We start from the raw sequence: 17,285 nt of genomic DNA on the forward strand, positions 1-17,285 counted from the left end.
AAATTCCTTTGAAAAATCAATAATAACCTCTTATATTTGCACCCGCAATAAGATAATGATTTGACTCCGTAGCTCAGTTGGTAGAGCATTACACTTTTAATGTAGGGGTCCTGGGTTCGAGCCCCAGCGGGGTCACAAATTTTTATCGTATTAGCACTGACTCCGTAGCTCAGTTGGTAGAGCATTACACTTTTAATGTAGGGGTCCTGGGTTCGAGCCCCAGCGGGGTCACAAAAGTTAAACAGCAATGTTTAACTTTTTTTATTTTTCACGGCCACGTGGAGAAATTGGTAGACTCGCCATCTTGAGGGGGTGGTGCTGCAAGGCGTATGGGTTCGAATCCCATCGTGGTCACACAAAAAAAGCGTAACCAATACATAGTGTATAAGTTACGCTTTTTTATTTTAAATAATTCCCGGCAATATTCCGAAAAACCTATATGGGTTTATATTCTACTGCCTTTAATTCTTTTTGCATTAAATCTACATAAAAATAATGCACTTTATCTTTAGCATCAAAAGCACCATTTTTATTAAAATCTTCAATGGTTCTAAAATAAAGCCTTTTTATTCCTTCTAGAACATTCCAATCGATTACTTCTTGCAGATCGGGAGATAATTTTTGAAACCCTTTACCGTATATATCACTCGCGTAAATAGATTTTATATCGTCTTGGTCTATCGCGTTGTCCTGATTGGTATCTGCATCTGCCAAAGAATATAAAAGAATTTTCTTATTACTTTTATCAGCAAAGTTTTTTAAATAAGTAACCGATTCTATAAGCAAAGACTTATTGGTTAATACCTCTAAAGAATCTGTATTTTGTTTTTGAAATTTTAAATTTGTTAAATATCCTGTAATTTCAAAATCATTATAATTTGACACGTTAAAACTTTGGGTAGAATAAGATTTTGAACTTGTCTCAGAACCTATTTTGCTATCTCTAGAAACAAAATTTACATTTCCTACTGGAAAAACTAACACATCTGTATTAGGAAATTCTATAGGTAAATCCGAAACTTGCAAATCGGCACTATCTATAATGGGTTTTGAGTCTTTTTTTTCTGATGAATAACGCACTTTGGGCACTTCTTTTTCTTGTTTACAAGATGCTAGTGCTAAAAACAGTGTTAGTGCTAAAACTAAATTCTTCATACCATTTATTTTTTTCAAAGATACAATTTTTACAATCTTGCGGTAAGTTTTATATTAAAAACCCTCATGGTCATGTAATTGGGTATGGCGTATTGATTTTTTGTATACGCATCACGAACCCATGTATTGGTAATAGCATTAAGATTGTTAAATAAATTAAACACTTCCAAACCTAAAGACAAATCTTTAAACTTTTTAAGCCAATGCCCTTGTGGACGCTCTTGATTTTTTTCTGTAAAAACATAAGAAAAACCTACATCTGCACGTCTATAATCTCGTAATCGTCCTTGGTAATCATACACATTAGCATAAGATGGAGAACCACCAGGTAAACCTGTATTGTACACTAAATTGAGGTACAATTTTACGCTAGGAATATTAGGCATATAATCTTGAAACAAGATGCCAAATTTAAGTCTTTGATCGGTTGGTCTTGCAATATATCCTTTGTCGGCTTGATTTTCTTCTGTTTTCATATAGCCAAAACTAAACCACGATTCTGTACCGGGTACAAACTCTCCATTCAATCGGCAATCAAAACCATAAGCATAAGCTTTTGTATCATTATTAGCCTGATAACGTATTCTTACATTATCAAGCGTGTAGGCATTTACATCTGAAATGGTTTTGTAATAGGCTTCGGAAACAAATTTGAATTTTCTATTCCACATTTTAAAACCATAATCGTTACCCAATAGAAAATGAATTGATTTTTGAGCTTTTACATTAGGTAAAACTACTCCATCAATAGCACGCAATTCTCTATAAAATGGCGGTTGATAGTAATATCCTGTAGAAAATCTAAACAGCATATCTTTTTCCCAATTGGGCTTGAGTGTAAATTGTGCTCTTGGACTTATTACGGTTTGGCTTTGAGCATCTGTAATTTTATCGCCCGAAACCAACCATTGCTGAGCTCGTAAACCTGCGGTAATAAACAGTTGATGCTCGCCTATATTGTATTTTGAATAGACTTGCGCATACCCTGAAAACCTGTTAATATCAACAAAGTTGGTAGCTCGTACATTTTGATAAGGAACCAAAGGACCTGTATAAGGTTGATAAGGTTGATGGTTTACAGGTAGCTCTAAAATAGGGTTGTTAAGCGAAAAACCTGCCGAATCTATTACTTCCCATTCTACTATTCTATCTCGAATACTTTCGTGAGTATATTTTACACCCCAATCAAATTGGTACTTTTTTTCTTTAATATAGTTTGTACCTTTTACTTCTGCATTTACAATTACTGCGTCTAGGTTGTTTCTAGCATGCGTAAGCTGAGAACCTATACCTCTACTGTAATTTACATTTCCAAAATTTTCAGAACCCAAACTTGTATCTACTTCGCCTAAATAATAGGAAGCATCAATATCAAAATGTTCTTGCTCTTGAGTATGATAGGCAGAAGCAATAAATCGATATATATTGTTTTCTGAAGCTTGATAAGTCGATTTTATCGCACCAAAATACGTGGTGTATTTGTCTTTTTCTTGTCCTTCGTAATACACAAGTAAAGCAATTGGTTCGCTTACTGTTCCAAAATTTGTTTGTCTAGTAGTAGGCTGGTAATTGTAGGTGTTTTGCGATAAATTTCCTAAAAAATTCCATTGCCACTTGGTAGAAGAGTAATAGGTAATATTGGTTTGAAAATCGGCAAATGATGGTTTGTAATTTGTTTCTGTTTGCTGGCTATTTACAAACAACGAATTGTCTCTGTAGCGTAAACCCGCAATAGCGCTAAGTTTTTGATTTTTTGAAACCCCTTCTACAGAAGCATTGGCACCAAGCAAACTAGCTTCTAACGAAGCGCCAAATTTGGTTGGCTTTTTATACGTAATATCGAGTACAGAAGATAACTTATCGCCATATTTTGCTTGAAATCCTCCGGCTGAAAAATCTACATTTTGAACCAAATCGGTGTTTGTAAAACTAAGTCCTTCTTGTTGTCCAGAACGAATAAGAAAAGGTCTATACACTTCAACTTCATTTACATATACCAAATTCTCATCGTAATTTCCTCCTCTCACGGAGTATTGCGAACTCAATTCACTATGAGAAGTAACGCCATTCATCAGTTTTAAAATACTTTCTACACCAGGGTTGGCACTTGGAATTTTTCTAATTACTTCTGGAGAAATAGTGGTAATGCCTTGAATTCGTTTTTTATTACTCACTACAATTACATCGCCTAACTGTTCTTCTTTCGATTTTATTTCAGGATTAAACTCGTAATCTTCATTGCTTTTTAATGTAATTGTTGCGGTTATATTTTTAAAAGCAACATGGCTGTAAACAACCACTACTTTTTGATTTGCAGGAATCACTAAAGCATAAAATCCATAGGCATTTGTAGTAGTAGAACGGTTTTGTATACTTACATTAACACCTTCTACAGGTTGCTTATTCTCATCGAGTACAATTCCTTTTATCCTTGCGGTTTGTGCATTTGATGTTGTTACAATCCCTAATAATAGGAATATAAAAAATATATTTTTCAAAACTTATTTCTTTTGACTTCTATTAAATTGTGTTTCAAAGGTAGCAGAATTTCCCACATTATCGGCAACTACAACTTTTAATTTGTTTAATCCTTCTTTTAAATTTTCGTCTACAAATTGATGCATGATTTTTTTGGTTTTGGGTTCATATTCAAACAAAACCCACTTATCGTTTATATAACCATCAAATTTTTTCACACCCGAAAAATCATCAGAAATAGTAAGGGTAATACTTTTTTGGTTGGTAATCCATTTGTTTTCTATACTCTTGGCTATTGTAATTTTTGGAGCTATCGTATCTTTTGCAATAGTATATTGCCCTAATAATTTTGATTTACAAGAAAACGTAGAACCGTCGCGTTTTGTTGTATAATATTGTTGTTTTCCATTTACAACCATAGCTATAAATGATTTATTTTTTTCTGAATCAGGTAAATTTATATTATCAAATGTTATGGTAAAATTATTGTGTGTTGGAACAATATCTTCGTGTAAATACAAAGTATTACCCTTTACATCAAAGTTTAAATAAAAATCTTCATAAAAAGTATTTGCTGGAAAATATACCGAAATATTATCTTTTTCAAAAAGAGCATCTGTTTTTGCTTTTACAAAATATTTTGTTGTTTTTACATCAGAAGGAATTTTTGCTTGATTACTCGAATATGCTACAGGCACAAATATTTCTGTTTTATTACCTACATAATCATATACTGTAATTTTTTTCACATCGGTTAAATTTGGGGTTACATCAAAAACTCCATTATTAATATTGCTTTTAATGTTTTCCCAATTGTATGGCAATGTCATAAACAAACGTTGTATGCGTTGTTTCATTTTTTTATATCTGCCATAGTCTATTAAAGCATTTACATATCGAGCTTCATCAAAAGCCATCTCATCAAACTCATACCCAAAAACATCTTTTCCGTTGGAAGACAATGTTGTTTTGTAAGTCCCATTGGCATTATACGAAACATCATCTGTATCATAAGACGAAATTGCAAAACCTATTTTGCCCGTTGCCATAACTTTTTGTGCGATGTATGTACCGTCTTCTTGCAACGATAAACTTAATGCAATAGGACGTTTTGATTCATTAACTACCGAATTTTTATCTAAAGGATAAACCAACAACGTATTTACAATAGGCTTTTTTGTATCCTTTAATTTATAACCAAAAAACAACGGGTTTATTATTTTTTCGGTTTTTGAGTTTCTAATTTCATAATGCAAATGTGGCCCTTCAGACCCACCTGTATTACCCGATATACCAATAATATCACCTTGTTTTACAGGGATTTCGCCTGGTTTAAAAAAAGCTTCAACTTCATAATCTTGAGCTTTGTACTGCAACTCTATTACTTTGTCTTGTATTTTACCTTGATAGCGTTGTAAATGCCCATAAACTGTAGTATAACCATTTGGATGTGAAACATATATTGCTTTTCCATAACCTGCTGTTGAAACTTTTATTCTAGAAACATATCCATCTGCGGTAGCATATACATTTAAACCTTCTTTTTGATTGGTTTTAAAATCAAATCCAGCATGAAAATGATTGGGGCGAAGTTCTCCAAAATTTCCCGAAAGTTGCATAGGAATATCTAATGGAGCGATAAAATAATCTTGAGGATAATTGGTTTGAGAAAATGATACTACAGTAAAAAATAGGGCTAATAAAATTGCTTTTTTCATAAAATTTTTGTTTGGCTGTAAAAGTACTAAATCTTTACAAGCTACAAAAGAAGACCCAACAACTTGCAAGTTAAAACGTTGAATGACAAAACCATAGTTAAATATTTTAATTTTACACAATTTTTTATCAAAACGTTTGTTTTAATAAAATAGGAATTCTACTTTTGTAAGATAAAGTAATGTAAATTACCTTTGATGAGTAAAATTGTAGAAATAGTTAGTGCTCTTGAACAAAAAATTGCCAAAATGCTTCATAAAATTAAGCAGTTGGAAGCAAAAAATGAAGACTTAGAACGCAAACTAGATCAATCTATTTTATTACTTAAAACCCAAGAAGAAGAAAAAAATTCTCTTCAAAAGGAATTAGAACACATCAAAATGGCAAGTGCATTATTGGGCAGTGAAGAATATAAACGAGATACAAAGCTCAAAATAAATTCATTAATTAGAGAAATAGATTATTGCATAGCGCAATTATCTCAATAAAATGAATGGAAAAGCTTAAAATAAAAATATCAATTGCTGATAGAGTTTACCCTCTTACTGTAGATGCCTCTCAAGAAGAAGGATTGCGTAGTGCATCTAAAAAAATTGATAGTATGATTAAGCAATTTGAAGAAAATTATGCGGTACGCGACAAGCAAGATGTTTTAGCCATGTGTGCTTTACAATTTGCCTCTCAAGTAGAGCAAAGCAATATAAAATCTGATGCCGATCAAACAGAAGCATTAGAAAAACTCATAAAATTGAATGATTTATTGGGTAATTATCTCGAAAAATAAAATCACGTTCTTAGAAATAGACTAAAAAGACTGCCTACATTAGTTACTTATTGATAAACTCAACACTAACAAATTAAAATGAGTAAATCGTCGCTACTAAAGTATGTCGTGCTTGTACACGAAAACTTGAACAGCGAGTTAGCTCAAAACTTGTCTATTCGAGTTTATTCATACTATTAATGTAGGCTTTTTTTATATAATTTTTTTTATTATTATGGATGTACTAAGTATAATTATTGGAATTGTTGTTGGAATTGGAGCTGGATTTGGCATTGCAAAAATGCTAGAAAAAAGCAATGTTTCTAACATGATTAAAAACGCCAAAAAAGAAGCCGCTTCAATATTGAAAGAGGCAACCTCGCAAGCAGAAAACACTAAGCAAGCAAAAATGTTGCAGGCAAAAGAAAAGTTTATAGAACTTAAAGCCGAGCACGAGCAAGTAATATTATCTAGAGAGAAAAAAATTGCCGAAGTAGAAAAACGCACGCGAGATAAAGAATCGCAAGTTTCAAACGAATTGTCTAAAGCCAAAAAAGTAAATGATGAATTTGAAGCAAAAACTGCCGAATATCAGCAAAAAATTGAAATTTTAGATAAGAAAGGACAAGAAATTGAAAAACTTCATAAGCAACAAGTAGAGCAATTGGAGCATATTTCTGGTCTATCTGCAGACGAAGCAAAAGAACAATTGGTTGAAAGTCTTAAAGCTGAAGCAAAAACTAAAGCAATGGCATTTATTCAAGATACTCTTGAAGAAGCCAAATTGACAGCACAACAAGAGGCCAAAAAAGTAATTATTAATACTATACAAAGAGTTGGTACAGAAGAAGCTGTAGAAAATTGTGTATCGGTATTTAATATAGAATCTGATGATGTAAAAGGTAGAATTATTGGGCGTGAAGGTAGAAATATTCGTGCGCTAGAAGCGGCAACAGGTGTAGAAATTATTGTAGATGATACTCCAGAAGCGATTATTTTATCTTGCTTTGACCCTGTGCGTAGAGAAATAGCACGATTATCACTTCACAAACTTGTTACTGACGGACGTATTCATCCAGCACGTATTGAAGAAGTTGTAGCAAAAACTTCTAAACAAATTGAAGAAGAAATTATTGAAGTTGGTAAACGTACTGTTATAGATTTAGGTATTCATGGTTTACACCCTGAGTTAATAAAAACTATAGGTAGAATGAAATACCGTTCATCTTATGGTCAAAATTTATTACAACACTCTCGTGAAGTTGCAAAACTTTGTGGTATTATGGCAGCAGAATTAGGCTTGAATGTAAAACTTGCTAAACGTGCTGGATTATTGCACGATATAGGAAAAGTTCCAGAAACAGAAAGCGATTTACCACATGCGCTATTGGGTATGCAATGGGCTGAAAAATACGGCGAAAAAGAAGAAGTTTGCAATGCCATTGGAGCGCACCACGACGAAATAGAAATGAAGTCTCTTATTTCTCCAATTATTCAAGTATGTGATGCTATTTCGGGTGCTAGACCAGGCGCTCGTAGACAAGTTCTTGATTCTTATATACAACGTTTAAAAGATTTAGAAGATATAGCTTTTGGATTTCAAGGTGTTAAAAATGCCTATGCTATTCAAGCAGGTAGAGAATTACGAGTTATTGTAGAAAGCGAAAAAGTATCTGATGAAATGGCAGCAAATTTATCATTTGACATTTCTCAAAAAATTCAAACTGAAATGACTTATCCAGGTCAAGTAAAAATTACAGTAATTAGAGAAACTAGAGCTGTAAATATTGCTAAATAAATTATTTCATTTTAAGTATAAAAAAATCGGCTAATGCCGATTTTTTTATAGCTCAACTTTTTGATAAGCATTTAACTTGTCTATATGAAGTATCGTTTTGGTATTATCTTCATTTCTAGAAAACATAGGTTCAAATTTAGCTCCATAAACAAACTCGTCAAACGTGTATGAAGTTCTTTTAACCACAGTATTACTAAACATATCATCAAACGCTTTTATAAAAACAATTAACTCTCCTTTAATACTTGCATAATCTTGCTCTGTAAATTCGTACAAAGGGCTATCTATCGTAATTGGATGCACTAAAGTCCAACTTAAATTTAAAGAATTAATTTTATCCAACTCCAATTCTAAATTATAAAACTGATTTGAAGACCCTCTACTTTCTTGCGCTTGTATACCTAGTGTAAATCGAGCTTCTACATCTGTTAAATTTGCATTTTTGTAAGGAGTTAAACGTATCATTAAGGCCTTTTGGTTTTCTTTGTAGGGAGCTATAAGAGCTTCTTTTGAAAATAATATATGTGCTTTAGGCATACTAAATCTTCCATAAAACAAACCCGTTGCTATGGCAAAACTCAGTAATCCAAAAAGAGCTTCTACAGCAGCTACCATACTAGCAAAAAAACCTGTTGGACTTATATGTCCATAACCAACTGTAGTAAGTGTTTGAATACTAAAGAAAAAGGCTTGACCAAACTTATCCCAAGGCGTATAAACTCGAGCACCATCTAAATGTTCAATACCTATAAGAAGATAAAGTGTTGCAAAAAAACAATTTACTAAAAAATAGAACAATAATATGATGAACATAAATTTCCAACGCGGTATGTTAAGCATCGTGTGATACCAACTTATACTATCAAAAAAACCAACCCCAGATTTTCTTACATTAGCATATCCATTTTTTGAAATAAATCTACCTCCGTAACTAGCTGCATTAGAACCAAAACCTGTGTTTTGCTGTGATTTTATTCTAATATGTAATCTTTTTCGTAATGCCATTTTAATGTATCAATTTTTACAAATTAACGGTTATTTTGATTAAAAATAAAAACATCTACTCTATTTTCATAAAGCAGATGTTTTTGGTAAAATTATATTTTTTTATTTACTGAGATACATTTTTCTTCTTGAATACAAATCGTAAAAAGCATCATCTCTTAAATCATCTATAAACAAAATACTTTCGCCTGTAGATTTCATTTCTGGCCCAAGCGCCTTATTTACATTAGGAAATTTATTGAAAGAAAAAACAGGTTGCTTTATTGCAAATCCTTTCAGTTTGGGTTTAAACTCAAAATCTGTTACCTTATTTTTGCCAAGCATAACTTTGGTAGCATAGTTTACATAAGGTTCTTGATAGGCTTTGGCTATAAATGGAACGGTACGTGATGCTCTAGGATTTGCTTCGATAATATAAACTGTATCGTCTTTTATAGCAAATTGAATATTGATTAAACCCACTGTTTTTAAAGCAATAGCAATGCGTTGTGTATATTCTTTAATTTGAGCCAAAACAAATTCGCCTAGATTAAATGGTGGTAAAGTAGCATTGCTATCGCCGGAGTGTATGCCACAAGGCTCTATATGTTCCATAATACCAATAATATACACATTTTCTCCATCGCAAATAGCATCGGCTTCTGCTTCTATGGCGCCATCTAAATAATGATCGAGCAAGAGTTTATTGTTTGGAATATGTTTAAGAATTTCGATAACATGCTCTTCTAATTCTTGCTTATTAATTACAATTTTCATACCCTGACCTCCCAATACATAAGATGGTCTTACCAACAAAGGAAAATCTAATGAATCTGCCAGATTTACGGCTTGTTCTGCATTTTCTGCTACTCCAAATTTTGGAAAAGGGATATTTAATTGGGTTAATAATTCTGAGAAACGACCTCTATCTTCTGCCAAATCTAGAGCATCAAAAGAAGTTCCTAGTATTTTTACGCCATATTTTGAAAGCTTTTCAGCTAGTTTAAGTGCTGTTTGCCCGCCTAATTGTACGATAACACCTTCTGGTTTTTCGTGCTGAATAATATCGTATATATGTTCCCAAAAAACAGGTTCAAAATATAGCTTATCGGCTGTATCAAAATCTGTAGAAACTGTTTCGGGGTTACAATTTATCATAATGGTTTCGTAACCACACTCTTTGGCTGCCAAAACCCCATGCACACAAGAATAATCAAATTCTATACCCTGTCCTATTCTATTGGGCCCTGAACCTAAAACTACAATCTTTCTTTTATCAGAAACCACACTTTCATTCGATACATAATTTGAACCATCAGGCTTTGTAATTTCTGTTTCAAAAGTAGAGTAGTAATAAGGTGTTTGTGCTTTAAATTCTGCGGCACAAGTATCAACCAACTTATAAACCCTTTTTATTTGTTGTTCTTTTCGGAGTTGGTAAACTTCGCTTTCCAAACATTTTAGCATGTGTGCAATTTGTCTATCGCCGTAACCTTTTTGTTTTGCTAGAAGCAATAGTTCTTTGGGTAAATTTTCTTTGGTATAATTGGATATTTCTTTTTCTAGCAAATGTAGTTCTTCAAATTGTTTTAAAAACCATACATCAATTTTTGTGATGTCATGAATTCTAGAAATTGGAATTCCCATTTGTATAGCATCATAAATAACAAAAACACGATCCCAACTTGCATGTGTAAGCTTTTCTATAATTTGTTCGTAGTTTTTATAGCCTTTTCCATCGGCACCAAGACCATTTCTTTTTATTTCTAATGATTGTGTTGCTTTGTGCAATGCTTCTTGAAAAGAACGCCCTATTCCCATTACTTCTCCTACCGACTTCATTTGTAAACCAAGTGTTCTATCGGAACCTTCAAACTTATCAAAGTTCCATCGAGGAATTTTAACTATAACATAGTCTAGCGTAGGTTCAAATAAAGCTGAAGTAGACTTTGTAATTTGATTTTGAAGTTCGTCTAGCGTGTATCCTAAAGCTAATTTGGTTGCTATTTTGGCAATAGGGTATCCTGTTGCTTTTGAAGCTAATGCTGAAGAACGTGAAACCCTTGGATTAATTTCTATAGCCACAATATCTTCGTTCTCGTCGGGAGAAACAGCAAATTGAACATTACAACCTCCTGCAAAATTTCCAATAGAACGCATCATCAATATAGCCATATCACGCATTTTTTGAAAGGTAGTATCGCTCAAAGTCATAGCAGGCGCTACAGTAATCGAATCGCCAGTATGGATACCCATTGGATCCATGTTTTCTATCGTACAAATAATAACCACATTGTCATTACTATCTCGCAATAGTTCGAGTTCGTACTCTTTCCAACCTAGTAATGCTTTATCAATAAGTACCTCGTGTATAGGAGAAGCTTCTAGTCCGCGTGTAAGCAATTCGTCGAAATCTTCTTTTTTATGTACAAAAGCGGCTCCTGTTCCTCCCAAAGTAAATGAAGGACGAATGACCAAAGGAAATCCAAATTCTTGTGCTATTTCTTTACCCTTTAAAAAGGAATTGGCAGTTTTGGCTGGAGCAAAAGGAATACCTATTTTTTGCAATAAATTTTTAAATTGATCTCGGTCTTCGGTAATATTTATAGCATTGATATCAACGCCAATAAGTTGGACTCCAAAATCATTCCAAATCCCTTTTTCTTCGGCTTCAAGACAAAGATTTAAAGCCGTTTGCCCACCCATAGTTGGCAAAACTGCATCAATTTGTGGTTGTTCTTTTAATATTTCTATAATAGACTTTGTAGTTAATGGCTTTAGGTAAATATGGTCTGCCATACTTGGATCTGTCATAATCGTTGCTGGATTAGAATTGATAAGTGTTACTTCAATTCCTTCTTCTCTTAATGACCGTGCCGACTGAGATCCTGAATAATCAAACTCGCACGCTTGGCCTATAACTATTGGCCCAGAACCAATAATAAGTACCGATTTGATGTGATTGTTTTTTGGCATAATGTTGTGTTGTTGTGTGTTAAAAGTAATATGTTTCTTTATAAAAAAGTTGTATGAGTTCTACAAATTATTAAATTTTATGAACAAAATTTAGAACTAGAAATAATAAGGTTATAAAAAAAGCCGTTACTTATAGAAGTAACGGCTTTATATTAATGATATAAATTCATTATTTTTTGTGTCTTGGTTCAGAAGAAACACTCAATTTGTGTCTTCCTTTTGCACGACGACGAGCAAGGACTTTTCTACCATTTGCAGTAGCCATTCTTTCCATAAACCCGTGTTTATTTCTTCTTTTTCTTTTTGATGGTTGAAACGTTCTTTTGCTCATTGTTCTTTATCTTTAAAATCGTGAATTATTAATAACTAATTCGGCTTGTTTAAAACCGAGTGCAAATATACAAACCTTTTTTTTTCTCGCAAGCACTTTTTTAAAAATATTTTTAATTGATTTTATTACATTTGCAAACAAAATTTTACTACTTATGTTTAATAAAAATATAAAGCTTGTTTTTGCAGGTATATTGGTTGCTTTGTCTGTATGGCAATTCTCGGAAGGGAATATTGGAAACGGAATTTTTTTAATTCTATTAATGGCTATTCCTATTTTTTTATATTATAGAAACGAACTTATACTTCTTGCCTTTTTTGAGCTTAGAAAGCAAAATTTTGATGGTGCAAAAAAATGGCTGTTAAAAATTACAAATCCAGAAAAAGCGTTAGTAAAAAAGCAACAAGGCTACTACAACTATATGCAAGGTTTAATGGTTTCTCAAACCAATTTAAATCAATCGGAAAAATTCTTTAAAAAAGCTATCGAACTTGGGTTAAATATGGATGTAGATTTGGCTATTGCCAAATTAAATCTTGCTGGAATTGCTCTTTCTAGAAGAAGAAAAATTGAAGCCACAAACTTATTAGCCGAAGTAAAAAAGCTTGACAAACAAGGTATGCTTAAAGAGCAAATGACTATGATGAAAGAACAGTTAAAACGTATTTAATTTTTTTAATCGAAATAAAAAAGGTTGCAGTCTATTTTTTTAGTGCAACCTTTTTTGTTTACTATAGATTTTATTATTCTATTTTAAATCTTTTTCTATCATTTTCATTAAGATAAATTTTTCTTAAACGTAACGATTTTGGAGTAACTTCTACGTATTCATCTTTTTGAATATATTCTAAAGCTTCTTCTAAAGAAAATTTAATCGCAGGAATAATTCGTGCTTTGTCATCGGCACCAGAAGAACGAACATTGGTTAATTTTTTAGTTTTTGTAACATTAACTACCATATCATCGCCACGTGAATTTTCACCAATTACTTGACCTTCATAAATATCTTCATTTGGATCGACAAAGAATTTTCCTCTTTCTTGCAATTTATCGATTGAATAAGGAATTGCTTTACCGTTTTCCATAGAAATTAACGAGCCACTCAAACGACCTGGTATTTCTCCTTTAAAAGGCTGGTATTCTAAAAATCGGTGACTCATAATAGCTTCACCAGCTGTTGCTGTAAGTAACTGATTTCTCAAACCAATAATACCTCTAGATGGAATATTAAATTTAATTATCATTCGTTCACCTTTAGGTTCCATACTTAACATTTCACCTTTGCGTACAGTAACAAACTCTACTGCTCTACCAGAAACATTTTCTGGTAAATCGATTGTGAGTTCTTCTACAGGCTCACATTTTACACCATCAATTTCTTTGATAATTACTTGTGGTTGTCCAATTTGTAGTTCATAACCTTCTCTACGCATGGTTTCTATCAATACTGATAAATGTAGTACGCCTCTACCAAAAACCATGAATTTATCGGCAGAATCGGTTTCGTTTACACGAAGTGCTAAGTTTTTTTCTAGTTCTTTGGTAAGTCTATCTTTTATATGACGAGAAGTAACATATTTTCCTTCTTTACCAAAAAATGGAGAATCATTTATTGTAAACAACATACTCATAGTTGGCTCGTCAATAGCAATAGTTTGTAAAGCCTCTGGATTTTCAAAATCGGCTACAGTGTCACCAATTTCAAAACCTTCTAAACCTACTATAGCACAAATATCTCCAGCAACTACTTTTTCTACTTTTTTACGCCCTAAACCGTCAAAAGTATGCAACTCTTTTATTTTTGATTTAATTATCTTTCCATCGCGTTTTACAAGAGAAACATTCATTCCTTCAAGCAATTCGCCTCGTTGTAATCTACCTATTGCTATTCTTCCTGTAAATGAAGAAAAATCTAGAGAGGTAATAAGCATTTGTGGTGTACCTTCAGAAACTTTTGGTGCAGGTATATGCTCTAAAACCATATCCAACAATGGTTCTATATTTTCTGTTTGATTTTTCCAATCGTCACTCATCCAATTATTTTTTGCCGAGCCATATACTGTTGGAAAATCAAGTTGCCATTCTTCGGCACCTAGTTCAAACATCAAATCAAAAACTTTTTCATGAACTTCTTCTGGAGTACAGTTTTCTTTATCAACTTTATTAATAACCACACATGGTTTTAAACCTAAATCGATAGCTTTTTGAAGTACAAAACGGGTTTGAGGCATAGGCCCTTCAAAAGCATCTACCAAAAGTAAAACTCCATCGGCCATATTTAGTACACGCTCTACTTCTCCACCAAAATCGGCGTGCCCAGGTGTATCTATGATATTAATTTTAGTATTTTTATATCGAACAGAAACATTCTTAGAAACAATAGTAATACCTCTTTCTCTTTCTAAATCGTTATTATCCAGAATTAAATCTCCTGTATTCTCATTCTCTCTAAATAATTGACAATGGTACATAATTTTGTCTACCAAAGTTGTTTTTCCATGATCAACGTGGGCAATAATTGCAATGTTTCTTATTGATTCCATATATATTTTTTAATGCCTGCAAAGGTACACATTATTTTGATTAAAAAAAGAGTGTTGTTTTATCTGAAAAAACACTCTTTTTTACTCAATTTAAGAAATAAAATATATAGTTAATGATAAAAAAATATTATTTTTGATAAATGACTAGTTATTATTTTCTTTTTTTTCTCAATCTAGCAAATACAAAAAACCTGTGTATAAATCAATCGTTTACAGGCTTTTACATAGATAAAAACTTATTTACAACTCTAATAGTATTAATTATATTTTTTATTGTAACTCTAATTATACTTAGTTTTTTATACCTAAAAGAAAAAAAAAGTAAGAAAAAAATTAAAGAAAATAATTTACTGTTGTACAATGAAATTGAAAAATTTAATGTTGTACTAAAAGCTACAAGCGATACTATTTGGGATTGGGATACTAAAACCAATAAATTTGTTTGGAATAAAGGCATTGAAGATTTTTTTGGATATAAAAAAGATGAAATTAGAGAAGATTTACAATGGTGGTTTGAAAAGATACATCCAGAAGACAGTATACGAATGTCTGTAAAACTCTATTCTTTTATAGAAGAAAAAGAAGGAAAATGGCAAGATGAATACCGTTTTCAACATGCAGACGGTCATTATTGCTACATCAATGATCGTGGAATGTTGATTAAAGATAAAAATGACAATGTAGTACGCATGATTGGTGCTATGCAAGACATTTCTAAAGTTAAACTTGAAGAAGAAAGATTAAAGCTGCTTGAAACAGTGATTAATCAGTCGAGCGATGCCATTATTATTTCTGAAAATAATGTTGCAAAAACAGGCAGCACACCCAAAATAATTTATTGCAATCCTGCATTTACAAAAATGTCTGGGTATTGTAAAGATGACATTTTAGGAAAAAGCATTGCTTCATTTTTAAGTTATGAAAGTGTAAGAAATAATATGGAAAATATTATTTATGCTTTACGAAAGAAACAAAACATAGTTTTTGAGGGTGTAAATAAAAATAAAAATGGCGAGAATTATTGGATAAGTTGCTCGTCTACACCAATTTTTGACAATAATAAAACCAACACACACTGGATATCTATTCAAAGAAATATTACAAGTGAAAAAATTCGTGAAACAGAAAGAGAAAATTTAATTATCGAACTAACAAAAAATAACAAAGATTTAAAACAATTTTCATACATCATTTCTCACAATTTGAGAGCTCCTTTATCAAATTTAACTGGACTACTAGCATTACTTGAAGATTATGAAATAAAAGAAACAGAGTTAAAAGAAATTGTAGAAGGTTTTTCAAAATCTACATTATTACTAAACCAAACGATAGAAGATTTAATAAAAGTTATTGTAATAAAAGATAATCCTTCTACATTAAAAGAAAAAGTAAACTTAAAATTATTCTTTGATTCAATCATAAATCAAATTCCATATTTAATGGAAACCAAAAATCCAATAATAACAACTTCATTCGAGCAAGAAACACTCTACATAAATAAACCCTATTTAGAGAGTATTGTTTTAAATTTAATGACTAATGCCTTAAAATATTCTAAAGAAAATATAAAACCAGAAATAAATGTTTCTACAAAACTTAAAAATAACAAAATAGAAATTACATTTAGTGATAATGGATTGGGTATTGATTTAGAGAAAAATAAAGACAAAATTTTTGGCTTATATCAACGATTTCATGATTATCCAGATAGCAAAGGACTTGGTTTGTATTTAATAAAAACTCAAGTGGAATCTATGGGAGGTACTATTTCTATAGACAGTCAAATTAATATAGGTACTACATTTAAAATTACATTAAATAATGAGTAATAGTAATTATAAATACCAAAGTGTTCTTTTTATAGATGATGACCCAATAACACTTATGCTTTGTAAAAAAGTTATTGAGAAGACTCAATTTTCGTTACATGTAGATACCTTAACCAATGGCAAAGATGCATTAAAATATTTAAATGAAATTTATGAAAAAGGATCAAAAATTTATCCAGATTTAATTTTTTTAGATCTTAATATGCCTGTTATGGATGGTTGGGAATTTCTAGATGCTTTATCAAAAACAAATCTTTATGATTCTAATTTAAATATTATAATACTATCCTCTACAATTGACCCAAAAGATATTGAAAAAGCAAAGAATTACAGTATCGTTAAAAACTTCATATCCAAACCAATAACGGCTGAAAACCTATTAAGAATATCTAAATAATATACTATATGTAGCATTTCTCATATTTAATAAATAGTTTAATTATAAGATGCACATTATTTGCGCTTTACGGTAAAGGATTAATTTTATAGAGTTTTTATAAGAAGTAATTCTCAATATGGCTGTCATTTAAAACAAAAAATCCTTGAAGTAAGTCTTAAAGGATTGAATACAAAGGTGGTGATTTTAGAATAAAAAATAGAACTTTGGAGTATCTATAAAAAAAATGAGTTCTGATTTTGATCAGAACTCATTAAAAGAAGGCGGCGAACCGAGCTCGCGAACACGCCGTACCAATAACAAAAAAAAGAGGTT

General features: G+C 31.7%; 13 protein-coding genes and 3 tRNA genes. 9 read left to right on the top strand and 7 right to left on the bottom strand.

Annotation, left to right across the window (positions count from 1 at the left end; translation table 11 throughout):
- The first annotated feature begins 62 nt into the window (after positions 1–62).
- From Q361_RS07600 to Q361_RS07610, 3 genes are all read left to right on the top strand, one after another.
- Positions 63–135 (top strand) — tRNA-Lys (locus tag Q361_RS07600).
- Between the two features lie 23 nt (positions 136–158).
- Positions 159–231 (top strand) — tRNA-Lys (locus tag Q361_RS07605).
- A 41-nt stretch (positions 232–272) separates the two neighbouring features.
- A tRNA-Leu gene (locus Q361_RS07610) sits at positions 273–354 on the top strand.
- Between the two features lie 81 nt (positions 355–435).
- Here the strand turns inward: Q361_RS07610 and Q361_RS07615 are convergent.
- From Q361_RS07615 to Q361_RS07625, 3 genes are read right to left on the bottom strand one after another with little or no spacing between them, the layout of a single operon-like run.
- The gene (locus Q361_RS07615) at positions 436–1,155 is read right to left on the bottom strand and encodes a hypothetical protein (protein ID WP_103726127.1); all 720 of its coding nucleotides are present in this window, start codon (positions 1,153–1,155) and stop codon (positions 436–438) included.
- A 29-nt stretch (positions 1,156–1,184) separates the two neighbouring features.
- Positions 1,185–3,653: a TonB-dependent receptor gene (locus Q361_RS07620; RefSeq protein ID WP_245874617.1), complete on the bottom strand. Its 2,469-nt coding sequence runs from the start codon at positions 3,651–3,653 to the stop codon at positions 1,185–1,187.
- Between the two features lie 3 nt (positions 3,654–3,656).
- On the bottom strand, positions 3,657–5,351 hold the full coding sequence (locus tag Q361_RS07625; RefSeq protein ID WP_103726143.1) for a M23 family metallopeptidase: 1,695 nt from the start codon (positions 5,349–5,351) through the stop codon (positions 3,657–3,659).
- 195 nt (positions 5,352–5,546) lie between these two features.
- Between Q361_RS07625 and Q361_RS07630 the strand changes: the two genes are divergently transcribed.
- From Q361_RS07630 to rny, 3 genes are all read left to right on the top strand, one after another.
- Positions 5,547–5,837, top strand: coding sequence for a DUF3450 domain-containing protein (locus tag Q361_RS07630; RefSeq protein WP_103726128.1), 291 nt, complete (start codon positions 5,547–5,549; stop codon positions 5,835–5,837).
- Positions 5,838–5,842: 5 nt separating this feature from the next.
- Positions 5,843–6,133, top strand: coding sequence for a cell division protein ZapA (locus tag Q361_RS07635; protein ID WP_103726129.1), 291 nt, complete (start codon positions 5,843–5,845; stop codon positions 6,131–6,133).
- Positions 6,134–6,347: 214 nt separating this feature from the next.
- Entirely contained in the window at positions 6,348–7,910 is a 1,563-nt protein-coding gene (gene rny, locus Q361_RS07645) for a ribonuclease Y (protein ID WP_103726130.1), read from the top strand.
- Between the two features lie 45 nt (positions 7,911–7,955).
- Here the strand turns inward: rny and Q361_RS07650 are convergent, their stop codons facing one another.
- The 3 genes from Q361_RS07650 to rpmH form a co-directional block, all read right to left on the bottom strand.
- Entirely contained in the window at positions 7,956–8,915 is a 960-nt protein-coding gene (locus Q361_RS07650) for an ion channel (protein ID WP_103726131.1), read from the bottom strand.
- A gap of 102 nt (positions 8,916–9,017) precedes the next feature.
- Complete coding sequence (gene carB, locus Q361_RS07655) at positions 9,018–11,870, bottom strand: carbamoyl-phosphate synthase large subunit (RefSeq protein ID WP_103726132.1); 2,853 nt, start codon at positions 11,868–11,870, stop codon at positions 9,018–9,020.
- Between the two features lie 169 nt (positions 11,871–12,039).
- Positions 12,040–12,201 (bottom strand): 50S ribosomal protein L34, encoded by a 162-nt coding sequence (gene rpmH / locus Q361_RS07660; RefSeq protein WP_103726133.1) that lies wholly within the window; start codon positions 12,199–12,201, stop codon positions 12,040–12,042.
- A 154-nt stretch (positions 12,202–12,355) separates the two neighbouring features.
- Here rpmH and Q361_RS07665 point away from each other — a divergent pair, with 154 nt between their 5' ends.
- The gene (locus tag Q361_RS07665) at positions 12,356–12,871 is read left to right on the top strand and encodes a hypothetical protein (protein WP_103726134.1); all 516 of its coding nucleotides are present in this window, start codon (positions 12,356–12,358) and stop codon (positions 12,869–12,871) included.
- 73 nt (positions 12,872–12,944) lie between these two features.
- On the opposite strand, the gene typA is transcribed toward Q361_RS07665, so the two are convergent.
- Positions 12,945–14,744: a translational GTPase TypA gene (gene typA / locus Q361_RS07670; protein WP_103726135.1), complete on the bottom strand. Its 1,800-nt coding sequence runs from the start codon at positions 14,742–14,744 to the stop codon at positions 12,945–12,947.
- A gap of 140 nt (positions 14,745–14,884) precedes the next feature.
- Here typA and Q361_RS07675 point away from each other — a divergent pair, with 140 nt between their 5' ends.
- Positions 14,885–16,573, top strand: a complete 1,689-nt coding sequence (locus tag Q361_RS07675; RefSeq protein WP_103726136.1) for a PAS domain-containing protein — start codon at positions 14,885–14,887, stop codon at positions 16,571–16,573.
- Complete coding sequence (locus Q361_RS07680) at positions 16,566–16,970, top strand: response regulator (RefSeq protein WP_103726137.1); 405 nt, start codon at positions 16,566–16,568, stop codon at positions 16,968–16,970. The genes Q361_RS07675 and Q361_RS07680 overlap by 8 nt, the downstream gene beginning before the upstream one ends.
- The last annotated feature ends 315 nt before the right edge of the window (positions 16,971–17,285 follow it).

This window comes from Flavobacterium croceum DSM 17960, from assembly GCF_002917885.1.
In the GTDB taxonomy this organism is placed as follows: domain Bacteria; phylum Bacteroidota; class Bacteroidia; order Flavobacteriales; family Flavobacteriaceae; genus Flavobacterium; species Flavobacterium croceum.